Origin of the sequence: Micromonospora sp. NPDC049645, from assembly GCF_040675155.1 — a bacterium.
In the GTDB taxonomy this organism is placed as follows: Bacteria; Actinomycetota; Actinomycetes; order Mycobacteriales; family Micromonosporaceae; genus Micromonospora.
This window is the reverse complement of the sequence record NZ_JBFAOI010000002.1, coordinates 270,051-281,280: the sequence shown is the minus strand read 5'-3', so window position 1 is coordinate 281,280 and position 11,230 is coordinate 270,051. Positions and strand designations below refer to the sequence as shown.

The 11,230-nt window shown below is 73.0% G+C and carries 7 protein-coding genes and 1 pseudogene; 4 read left to right on the top strand and 4 right to left on the bottom strand.

Features of this window, described 5'->3' with window-relative positions; all coding sequences use genetic code 11:
* Nucleotides 1-118: 118 nt before the first annotated feature.
* Nucleotides 119-394, bottom strand: a complete 276-nt coding sequence (locus tag AB0J33_RS06825; RefSeq protein WP_363610696.1) for a hypothetical protein — start codon at nt 392-394, stop codon at nt 119-121.
* A 165-nt stretch (nt 395-559) separates the two neighbouring features.
* Here AB0J33_RS06825 and AB0J33_RS06820 point away from each other — a divergent pair, with 165 nt between their 5' ends.
* The 4 genes from AB0J33_RS06820 to AB0J33_RS06805 all read left to right on the top strand — a co-directional run bounded on the left by AB0J33_RS06820 (nt 560) and on the right by AB0J33_RS06805 (nt 8,853).
* Nucleotides 560-1,339: a hypothetical protein gene (locus AB0J33_RS06820; protein WP_363610694.1), complete on the top strand. Its 780-nt coding sequence runs from the start codon at nt 560-562 to the stop codon at nt 1,337-1,339.
* Between the two features lie 29 nt (nt 1,340-1,368).
* Nucleotides 1,369-4,554, top strand: coding sequence for a hypothetical protein (locus AB0J33_RS06815; RefSeq protein ID WP_363610692.1), 3,186 nt, complete (start codon nt 1,369-1,371; stop codon nt 4,552-4,554).
* Nucleotides 4,555-4,691: 137 nt separating this feature from the next.
* A complete protein-coding gene (locus AB0J33_RS06810; RefSeq protein WP_363610690.1) occupies nt 4,692-7,994 on the top strand; it encodes a BTAD domain-containing putative transcriptional regulator in 3,303 nt (1,100 codons plus the stop codon).
* 325 nt (nt 7,995-8,319) lie between these two features.
* Nucleotides 8,320-8,853: a hypothetical protein gene (locus AB0J33_RS06805; protein WP_363610688.1), complete on the top strand. Its 534-nt coding sequence runs from the start codon at nt 8,320-8,322 to the stop codon at nt 8,851-8,853.
* Between the two features lie 167 nt (nt 8,854-9,020).
* Here the strand turns inward: AB0J33_RS06805 and AB0J33_RS06800 are convergent, their stop codons facing one another.
* The 3 genes and pseudogenes from AB0J33_RS06800 to AB0J33_RS06790 all read right to left on the bottom strand — a co-directional run bounded on the left by AB0J33_RS06800 (nt 9,021) and on the right by AB0J33_RS06790 (nt 11,181).
* Nucleotides 9,021-9,665 carry a class I SAM-dependent methyltransferase gene (locus tag AB0J33_RS06800; RefSeq protein ID WP_363611357.1) on the bottom strand — a complete coding sequence of 215 codons (645 nt, stop codon included), beginning with the start codon at nt 9,663-9,665 and terminating at the stop codon, nt 9,021-9,023.
* A gap of 197 nt (nt 9,666-9,862) precedes the next feature.
* A pseudogene (locus AB0J33_RS06795) lies at nt 9,863-10,510 on the bottom strand (TIGR04282 family arsenosugar biosynthesis glycosyltransferase); the annotation flags it as partial.
* Nucleotides 10,507-11,181 carry a glycosyltransferase family 2 protein gene (locus tag AB0J33_RS06790; RefSeq protein ID WP_363610686.1) on the bottom strand — a complete coding sequence of 225 codons (675 nt, stop codon included), beginning with the start codon at nt 11,179-11,181 and terminating at the stop codon, nt 10,507-10,509. The gene AB0J33_RS06790 and the pseudogene AB0J33_RS06795, both read right to left, overlap by 4 nt.
* Nucleotides 11,182-11,230 lie beyond the last annotated feature (49 nt).

Below are 11,230 nucleotides of genomic sequence, written 5' to 3'. Positions count from 1 at the left end.
TGAACCCCGCGGGAGGTTGCTGCGGCGGCTCACGGCCGTCACCGGCGACGCGTTCCTTGGGCGGCGGCGGCCGCACGTTCCCGTGCCACCGCCGCCGCTGGGCCTCCTGTGCGACGCCCTACTGGGGGCGGGTTGCGTCCGCCGGAGCAGCCGCGAGCCACGGCACGTACTGCCGCAGCCAGGCGTCCACACCGGGCAGGGCGAGGACCCGGGTGATCGCGCCGGCGACGACGATCGCCTGCGCGACAGCCGGCACGGTGTCCACGCCGGCCGTCGCGGCGGCGACCGGCAGCAGTGACAGCGCGCCGAGGCTGGCCGCCGCCACGGTACGCAGCGTCGCGCGCCATGGGTAGCGGGTCTGGGTCGGGGTCGCGGTGGGAGTTGGGGTCGTCATGACGAGCACCTCCGAGGGTAGGGCCCAGGGACTGGTCCATATCCCAAGAATGCCTGCTCAGGGGCGGTTTCGGCATGTCGCGTTGAGTCGCTGACCCCGACACGTGGGTGGGCGCACAAAGTCGCCGCCAAGTGGCCGCCAAGTCGCTGCTGGCCTGATCCTCGTATGAAACGCACGCTTGCGGGGGCGGCAGCCCTCCTCACGACGCTCGGAGTGCTGACGACGCCGGGCGCGGCCAGCGCCGTCCCGATCTGTGAAACCAATCCGCTGGGCTGCGAGCCCCCGCCACCACCGCCACCACCGACGCCGACCGACAAGGCACCCACCGGAGCCGCCCAGGCCACCGGGCCGCAGAACAACGGTGTCCTCGGCATCACCGGCTGGGCCGCCGACAGCAACGGGTGGCCGGTCACCGTGGACATCACCCTCGACGGAACCCTGGTCACGTCGAAGCCGGCCAGCGACTTCCGGACCTGGCTGCCGGCCGGGCCGTTCGGGTTCACCCACACCGTCGTCGTACCGCCGACCGGGCCGGTGCGTCGGCTGTGCGCGACCGCCCGCAACGTGCCCGACGGCAGCACACCGGTGGCGTCGGCCGTGCCGCTGGGCTGCGTCAGCTCCCGGCCGTCGAAGCCGACCGACCTGGTGTCGACGGCCGAGAGCGCCTACCACCGCAGCACCCTGCGACTGGGCTGGACCGACAACGCGACCGACGAGACGTCCTACCTGGTCACGCTCAGCTACCTGCGTCGGCACTGGGAGGGCAACTACTCCTGGCAGGAGCCGATGAGTGAGTCCTTCGTCGTCGCGGCGCAGCCCGGTACCGGACGGATGTCGCTGGTGCTCTCCGACCAGGACGCCAACACCCATTTCCAGGTGCTCGTGAACAGCAGAGTCGGCGAGATCACCTCGGAGTCGCTGAGCGGCGGGGTGACGGCGCCGTGACCACCGTGGGACACGAGGGAGGTGCGCAGGTGAGACCAGGCAGAATCCGCAGGCGCGTGGGTGCCGCGGCCGTCGGGGTCGTCGTGGCGGTGTCGGCGTACGCGGTGCCCGGCTACGCCGCACCGGTCTCGATCGACGAGGCCGCCCTGCACGACAGTCTGTATGCCGCAGCGGTGCAGTCGCGCACGACCGGCGTCGCCGGCGTGGTCGACGCCGTCGTCGCGGCGGAGATCGTCGACTGGCGGGCGGCCCATCCGAACGTGGACGGCACGCAGGTGGTCCGCCACTTCGGACGCACCGACGCGGCCGTGCGGGCGGCGATGTCCGGCGTCGGGTCGTCCGAGGGGCTCGCCGCGTTCGCGGCCGCCACCGCGGGGTTGCTCGCGGTCGCTGTCGACCAGGACCCGGCGCAGGCCGCGCTGGACCGGGCCGAGGTGCGCGGGCCCAACCTGCGCGCCCTGCTGACCGCCACCACGGGGGAGGAACTCGGCGCGGTGGTCACACCGACCGAGCAGGTGCGTACCGGCAGCCAGAACTTCCTGTGGGAGGTGTCGGCGCCGGGACGGCTCGCCGGGGTGTGGAAGCGGTTGCACCGGGCCGCGTCCACCGACGCGGTGCTGCGCACGGCGTGGGACGGCACCTACGCGGCGCGCCTGTCGGTCCGGCTGGACACCTCGGCGCAGGACCTGATGGCCCTACCGGCGTTCGCGAGCCGGGTCGACCTGCCGGGCATCCTGGCCAAGAAGGACGACGAGGCGGCGTTCTCCGCCGCCGTACGCACGGCGGTGCAGGCGCAGTTCGAGGCGCTGGCGGTGCTGGCGAACGACCGGATCACCGCCGCGACCGCCCTCAACGCGAAGTTCCCGGTCGAGGGCGCCAAGCCGACCCCGGCGGAGGAGGCCGCGGCCAAGAAGTCGGCCGAGGACGCCAAGAAGCTGGTCAGCGAGGCCGGCAGCCTGCTGACCGTGGTCCTCGGCGACATCGGGGGGATCTACGACCCGAAGTTCGCCAAGACCGTCAAGACGGTCGGTGACGCGCTGGTCAAATCGGTGACCTCGGTGATCTCCTACGAGATGACGATCGCCTCGGGCCAGCTCACCGGCGCCGCGTCGGCCGCCGCCGCCCTCTCGCTGACCGGCAACTTCATCGGTGCCGGCATGGCCCTGCTGCCGCTGTTCATGGGCCAGGAGTCACCGGAGCAGATGATCAGCAAGCAGATCAAGGGTCTCAGCGAGCAGGTCCGGCGGATGGCCGAGGGAATCGGCGACCGGTTCGACCGGGTCGACGCGAAACTCACCGCGATGTACGACGGCCTGAGCACCCAGCTCGGTCTGCTGGGCCAGGACGTCAGGGAGGTCAAGCGGATCCTCGGCGTGATCGGGGACCAGCTGCACACGATGGACCAGAAGATCGACCAGATGGCGCTGGCCAACCAGGCCGCCTTCGAACAGTTGGCCGCGGACGACGTCGACGACGCCACCGACCGCTACCTGCACCGGGCCGTCCGCGTCGACGGTGGCGCGATCGGGTCGGTGGCCGAGTACTTCGACGAGGTCGACTCGCCGACCCGGACGTTCGCGACGACGGCCGCGAAGAAGGCCCCCTTCGTGGTGCCCGCCGGCACGTCGACCGCGAACCCGGTCGGCGTCCTCGACCTCCACCTGCCCAACGGCGCGATCGACTACCTCGCCGGGTGGGCGGCGGCCAAGGGCGTTCCGCTGCGGCCGGCCACCGGCGACCAGGCGGTCAGCGGCGTGGCGAACCCGTCCGCCTGGCTGATCGGTGCCCGCGCGAACCTCGTCATGCAGCTGGAGAATCCGCAGTTCGCGGCGGCGGTCACGGCGGAGCACACCGCCGGCACCGTCGACGCGGGAGATCGGGTCAACCAGCGGGTGCGGCAGTTCAGCAACCCGGGCGCCGGTGGTGCCACCAACGAGCTGTTCACCCGGCTCGTCGCCGACTACCGGGCCGCTCTCGACGGGTGGTCCGACGCGCTCGACGACGTGGGGCGCGCCGTCCGCTGGAACCAGGCCGACCCCGCCTACCCGGCCGCCGGCAACGACCGGGCGTACAACCTGTGGGGTGCCCCCGACCAGGCGCTGCCCGCGGCGGCGCAGATCCCGGACGCGCCCGGCCTGACGCCCTGCCGGGTCGGCGACATCGGAATGCCCGCCTGGTCGGTCCCCGCCACGCTGCGCAACTCGGACCTGCCCGCCTACTACGACCTGCTGGCCTACGCGGCGCCGCCCGGCTACCGGCCGACGCTGCGCACCTGCATCGAGGGCGACTTCGTCAACGTCAAGGAGACCATCAGGCCCAAGTACGAGATCTACTCCGGCGACCTGAAGATCACCCTGCGCCACCAGGTGAAGCAGGGCGGCAGCGAGACCTGGCAGGACGTGCGCAGTGTCACCACGACCCAACCGGTCGGCGTCTACTGCGAGATCTACAACGGCAGCGGGCCCTACCCCGACACCGACTGCCACAGCCCGTCGGACTACGTGCTCACCCAGTGGCCGCAGTACCTCAACGCGCTACAGACCCAGGGCACCGTCACCACCCATCCCCAGGTCGACAACGACACTCTGGCCCGTACCCGGTCAATGCTCTCCGGACGGCAGAAGTACTTCTACCGGGTGGCCGCCGCCGGCACCGGTGTCGAGGCTCCGCCGGTCACCACCTGGGCCGTCTCGCAGGCGTTGTGGGAGAAGGGCCGCCAGCTCGCCGAGTCCGTTCGGCTGTTGCAGGCGTTCACCCAGTTGGGCTGGTCGAGCGCGCTCGACCGGGACGAGATGATGCACCTCGTCCTGTTCGGTGACCGCTCGCTGCCCGGCGACTACACCGCGCCGCGCGGTGACCTCAACGGCGACACGGGCCGGCGTTACCTCCAGACGGCGTACGCCCAGGCGGTGAGCAACTACGCCGGCTGCGCGCAGGCCGTCGACTGGGATCCCTGCCAGGGCCTGAGTTCCGGGTTCGACCCGAAGCAGGGCCAGAACCCGTACCTCGCCTGTGGGCAGGTCGAGCGCCCCAACGCGCCGGTGGACCCGCTGGGCCGGTGCGTCTACGCCGTCGCCGGTGACCGGACCAACGACCTGGCCGGCCGGTACGCCCACTGGTCGGCGGCGATCGCCGGCGGCCGGCACCGGGAGGGCATTCCGGAGGTCACCACCGTCACCAACCTCCTGCGGATCACCAACGAACACCTGCACTGACCGGGATCGGCACGACGTGGCGGACCCGCACCAGCTCGGTGCGGGTCCGCCGCCCGTACGCGGGGTGGCACCCCCGGCCGCGGGGACTGTCCGCCAGTTGTCTGCACGGGCCGCCGCACTGACCTACGCTCCTGCCCGTGCTGAGAATCGGGGTCCTCGGTCCGCTGCGGGCGTGGCGCGGCGACGTGCCCGTGGAACTCGGTCCGCTGCGGCAGCGTGCCGTGCTGGCCCGACTGGCCACCATGGTCGATCAGGTGGTTCCGGTGGACCGGCTCATCGAGGACCTGTGGGCCGGCGACCCGCCACCGCGCGCCCAGGCGGCACTTCAGGTGTACGTGTCCAACCTGCGTCGGGCCCTCGAACCGGATCGGCCGCCCCGCAGCCCCGCCCAGGTGATCGTCACCGCGGCGCCCGGCTACGCGCTGCGGCTGCGGGCGGAGCAGCTCGACGCGGCGCGGTTCGAGGCGTCGACCCGCTCGGCGATGGCCGTGCTCGATGCGGATCCCGAGGAGGCGTACCGTCGGCTGGACGCGGAGCTGGGCTGCTGGCGCGGCCCGGCCTACGTGGAGTTCGCCGACGAGGGATGGGCCGCCGCGGAGTCGGCCCGGCTGGCCGAGTTCCGTCTGGTCGCCATCGAGCACCGGGCCCGGGCGGCTCTGGCGCTGCGCCGGGCCGAACAGGTCGCGCCCGAGCTGGAGCGGCACGTCCGGGCGCATCCACTGCGGGAACAGGCGGTCGCCCTCCTGGCCCTGGCCCTGTACCGATCGGGCCGGCAGGCCGACGCCCTGGCCGTGCTCCGGCGGCTGCGCACCGAACTGGCCGACCAGCTCGGCGTCGACCCGAGCCCCGGACTGCGGGCCCTCGAAACGGACCTGCTGCGGCAGGCACCAACCCTGGAACAGCCGACACCCGCCACGCACCTCCGGGTCGCCCCGCCGCGATTCCCCGCCGCAGTCGTGGCGTCCGCTCCGGTGGACGGGGACCCGCTGCCCCGACCGGACGAGGTGGCCCGACTGCGCCAGGCCGCCGCGTACGCCGTCCGGAGCGGATTTCGGATGTCCTGGGTGCTGGGCGACGCCGGCGCGGGAAAGTCGACCCTCGGTCGGTTGCTGGTCGGGCAGTTGACCGCCGACGGTTGGCGGACGGCCGTCGGCCGCTGCCCCGAGCTGGACGGGGCCCCACCGGCCTGGGCCTGGGGCGAGGTGCTGCGCGCGTTGCGGACCGTCACTCCGCCGGCACCCGCGCAGGCCGACCGGCTCGCCACGCTGCTCAGCGAGGGTGGCGCCCCGCTGCCGGCGGGCGGCGAATTCCATCTCCGCAGGGCGGTCGGCGACTACCTCGGCACCGTCGCCGCCGGCGGGCCGCTGCTGCTGGTCCTCGACGACGTCCACTGTGCCGACGGGGAGACCCTCCAGGTGCTGCGGCACCTGGCCGTCGCGTTGGTCGACCGGCCGGTACTGGTGGTGGCCACCTACCGTTCCCACGAGGTGAACGCCGACCTGGTCGCCGCCCGTGCCGCGCTGACCGGCGGGTGTGGTGAGGACGTTGTCCTCACCGGCCTGTCCGAGACCGACGTCGCGGAGCTGCTGCGTCGTCACGGCGCGGGACTGGTGGGCCCGGACGTGGTCCGCGCGGTCTGGCAACGCACCGGCGGCAACCCGCTCTACGTCACCGAGACGGCCCGACTGATCGCCGCGGAGGGACCGGCGGCGGCCGTCGCCGGGGTGCCGGTCGGCCTGCGGCACGTGTTGCGCCGCCGGCTGGCCCGGCTGCCGGCAGCCGCCCGGTCGACGTTGCGGACCGCCTCGGTGATCGGCCAGGACGTCGACGTCGACCTGCTGATCGAGGTGGTGGGCGGTCCGGAGGAGACGGTGCTGGACGGGCTGGAGGCCGGGCTGCTGGCCGGGCTGCTCGTCGAACCCGCTCCCGGGCGGGTCCGGTTCGCGCACGCGGTGATGCGCGACGCCCTCTACCAGGACATTCCGCTGCTGCGCCGCACCCGCGCGCACCACCGTGCCCTGGAGGCGCTGGAACGGCGCCGGCCGCACGACATTGCCGGCCTGGGCCGGCACGCCCTGGCCGGGCTCTCCACGTCCACCGCCGAGCGGGCGTTGCGGTACACCACCGCCGCCGCCCACCACGCCACCGAGCTGGACGCGCCCCGGGAGGCCGCCGCGTTGTGGTCGGGGGCGGGCCGGGCGATTGCGCTGCTGCCCGAGACGCCCCTGGCGACCCGGCTGGCGGGCTGGTGCGCGCGAGCCGCGGCAACCGCCCGTGCCGGCGACGTTCTCACCGCCCGGCAGCTACGCGGCGAGGCCGTCGCGCTGGCGGCCATGGCCGCCGATCCATCCGCCCTGCGTCGGGCACTGACCTGCCTGGACGCCCCGGTCGCCTGGACCGTCCGGCCGGACCGCGCGGTCGACACGGAGTTCGTCGCCGCCGTCGAAGCCGCGCTCGCCACTCTCGGTCCGGACGCCCCGGTGTCCCGCTGCGAGCTGCTGTGCACCCTGGTCTTCGAGGTCGAGGGCGCCGACGACGACCGGGCCGACGAGGCCAGCCGGGAGGCGCTCTCGCTGGCGCGCGAGACCGGGCAGCCAGGGCTGCTGTGCCGGGCGCTCAACGCCCGCTACTTCCCCGTGCTGGCACCGGCCCGGCGTGCCGAGCTGCCGGCGGTCGGCGCGGAGATGCTGCGGGTGGCCACCGCCCACGGGCTGACCGGGTACCGGGCCCAGGCTCATCACATCCTCTTCCAGGCGGCACTGCACCGGGCCGACCTCGTCGACGCTCGCCGGCACGTCGACAAGGCCGTGGAGCAGGCCAACACCGGACAACTGGCACTCATGTTGGCCGTGCTGTCCTGGTTCGACGGGCTGACCGCGTTGCTCGCCGGGGACTATCCGCTCGCCCTGCGGCGCTACGGCGAGGCCGCGACCCGGATGGAACAGGTTGGCGGGCCCAACGCGCAGGCGATGGGGATGCTCGGCCGGTTCGTCGTCGGGCTGACCGGGGGTGGCGCGGCCCAGTCGGTGCCCGAGCTGCGGCAGGTGCACGCCCGGGTGCCCCAGGACAGCCACGACCTGCTCGCCCTGGCCCTGGTGGAGGCCGGCGACCTGGAGCAGGCGCGCGCGGTGTGGAAGCCGGAGCTGCCGATCCGGCCCGACTACTTCTGGCTGCTGTGGGCCTGCGTGCGCGGCGAGGTCGCCGCCCGGCTCGGTGACCGGCAGGTCGCCCGCAGCTCCTATGCCGAGCTGACCCCCTGGCGGGGGTGTTTCGCGGGTCTGGAAACCGGTTCGCTGTCGCTGGGTCCTGTCGACAACACGTTGGCGGCGCTGGCCGACCTGCTCGACGACCCGTCGGCGGCGGGTCGGCACCGAGCCGACGGGCTGAGCCTCGCCCGGCGGGTCGGCGCGGTGCCGTGGGCGACGAGCGCCGCCGGTTGACGACGTCGCCGCACGGGCAGCGACCGAGGCAGCCGGATCGTCCCACCGGCGCCGACCATCCCGACCATTTCGCGATACACGTCGACCGATCAATGCGCCATTCGGCCGACGCCGTTTCCGTCGAAGGATGATGTCGTACAACGATTGGGGCCGCGTCGACATCTTATGACCGGCACGGGCGAGTCCGACGGCATCCGGCGAGCGGAAAAGGGGTCCGCCGGGTAGCGCACGCCGCCTATTGCGTCTTCCGATACGACGGCAATACTCTACGCATTCAATCGAACGCCATCGGTGTTCTACCGGGTGTCTGCTGACAGGAGATGACGTGCTGAGACGCGCTTCCACGCTGTGGGTTGCCCTGCTGGCCTGTTTCGCGTTCGCCGGTGCGACCGCCGTACCGGCGCAGGCCTGGGTCCCCGAATGCCCAATCGACTCGGAGTGTGGCGGTGGCGGTGAGGGCGGTGGCGGTGGCGGTGGCGGCACTCCACCCGGCCCGGCCTACAACCTGCAGGGCGTCATCCAGCTGGAGGACACCGGCCACGAAGGAAGCTGGCCCCTGCGCCAGGGTGGCGTCAAGGTCCGTGGATATTCGCGGTTGGCCACGTGGGGCAACGACCGAGTGGACGCCAACTACATCAACGTACGGTGTTCCGCCACCGTGCTCGGCTACTCCACCGACGACTACGACTCGGAGAACGGCGGCGCTCTCGTCGATGTGACCTTCTGGTCTCCGATCGTTCCGGTCACCGGCGTTCCGGTCCAGTCCCGCACGGTCACGGTCAGCTGCATCCACCACGCCGAGAAGTACGGTGTCAACTACGACACCACCAGCACCGCCCAATTCGTCATCCCCGAGTGACCTCCGGCGGGGGCGGTCGGTCTGGCCGCCCCCGCAAACAACAAACCGTCGGTCGGGAAGCTCTGACCTCGATCAATTCGCGCATTGCGGCAGGACTGGCGCATTCCTTCCAACGGGTGCTGCGGGTGACCCAATGGACTCCGAGCGGCTGGGCGTAGGTACCGACCTCAGTGCAACGAATCGACCGCGCCGCGGCGGTCCGTGGTCAGCTCGCCGAACCAGCGATGGTCGCGGCGGAACACCTCGCGGACCGTGAGCCCGGCCGCCGACGCCACTCCGGCGACCGCCACGGTGTCGAGCCGGGCCCACCGGAACGGCGGTCCGAGGCGCGCACCACCGGTGGTGGCCTGGATGGCCAGTTGGGCCTGACCGCGCCACAGTCCCGGACCTGGTGCTTCGAGTTCGACGAGCACGGTGCCGCCGGGGCGCAGCAGGTCGTGACAACGACCGAGCAGGGCGACGGGGTCGCCGCCGATGCCGATGTTCCCGTCGATCAGGAGCACGTGCGCCCAGCGTCCCTCGGCGGGCAGCGGGGCGAAGACGTCTCGCTGGAGGGCGATCGCACCTCGGGCCCGGGTCAGGCGGACCGCTTGCGCGGAGATGTCGACTCCGACCGCTGTCAGCCCGGCCCGGGTGAGTGCCATCGTGAGCCGGCCCGGGCCGCAGCCCAGGTCGAGCGTCGGGCCGGTGCACCGGGCGACGAGTGCGGCCACCGCCGGTTCGGCCGGGCCGTGCCACCGGCGTACCGGCAGGCGGCTACGCCACCCGTTGTCGCCGTGCACCAGCCAGTGGTCGTCGGCGCGGCGACGCAGCGCGCTGCCGAACGCCTCGGTTGGTCTGGCCCGGACACTGCCGCTCACCTGGGGATCCCGGGCGTCAGACCGCGCCGAACCGCCGCGACCTGGCGCGCGAAGCGGCTGCCGGTACCGTGCCGCACCGGGCGGGCCGCCTCCTGGCCCCCGGGTTGCCCGGGCAGGCCGGCCGCGGCCCACCCGGGACGACCGGCGGCGACCATGTCGATCGACGACGCCGACGCGTCGGCGGGAGTCGACGCGGCCACCGCCAGCGCGTCGGCCCACTCGTCGACGTCCCGGAGCAGGGGTAGGGAGCCGACGCGCAGGCCCCGCTCGCGCAGGGCCGCCCTGGTGTCGTGTCCGGTCAGTGCGGTGGACATCGGTACCGCCGTCAGCACGGCGGCGTGCCGGGGGTCGCGCAGACCCAGAGCCCACCACCCGCCGTCGACGGCGGGGCCGAGCACGGCGTCGGTCAGGGCGAGGCGATGGACGGCCGCGTCGAGTTGCGCCGGGGTCAGCTGTGGTGTGTCCATGCCGATCTGGAGCACCGGCCGACCCGGGTAGGCGTCAGCGACGTCGGCGTGCGCGTTGGCGAGACGTTCGCCGAGGTCGGTGCCACGCTGCGGCAGGATCTGCCAGCCGGCGACCGCGGCGGTCAGCTCGGCGGCTTCTTCGGCGTCGGCGAGCCGGCCGGAGAGGGCGAGAACAGGCGTCACGCCGGGCGTGGCGCGTACGGTGTCCAGACTGTCCAGCAGTGCCGCGGCGGCGATCCGGGCCGCCTGCAGGTGGTTGGCCGGTGGACAGAGACGCGTCTTCACCGCCCCGGGCACGGGCGCCTTCGCCATCAGCAGCAGGACGGTCACCGCGATCGCTCCACGGTGCGCAGGACCCCGGCGAAGTCCCGGGTCGCGCGGAGCGTGCCGCGTACCGATCCGGAGACCTTCGACCGGGTGCCGGCGGCACGGTGCGAGTACCGCACATCGAGCTCCCGGATCCGCCAGCCCGCGGCGGCGGCGCGGATGAGCAGCTCCAACGGATATCCGAAGGCACGGTCGGTGATTCCGAGACCGAGCAGCGCGTCACGGCGGGCCACCCGGATCGGGCTGAGATCACGCAGCGGTATGCCCCGGTGCCGCAACAGCGCCGCGACCAGCGCGGTCCCGGCTCGGGCATGCCACGGCCAGACACCGGCGGCGACGGGCCGACGACGACCGACCACCAGATCGGCCGATCCGCTGGCCACCGGCGCGACCAGCGCCGGGAGTTGGGTCGGGTCGAAGGAGCCGTCGGCGTCGAGTACACACACCAGTGCGGTCTCGGCCGCCTCCAGGCCGCGGTGTACGGCGGCACCGTAGCCCCGGCGCGCTTCGTGGACGACCCGGGCGCCGTGCCGGGCCGCGACCTCCGGTGAGCCGTCCCGGGAACCGTTGTCCACCACGATCGCCCGGTACCCGGGTGGCAGGGCGGCCAGTACGCCGGGTAGTGCCGCGGCTTCGTCGAGACACGGCAGTACCACGTCGATCGGTGATGGCATACCGGAAACGCTAGGACCCCGAGCCACCCGAGATGGACGAAATCGGACC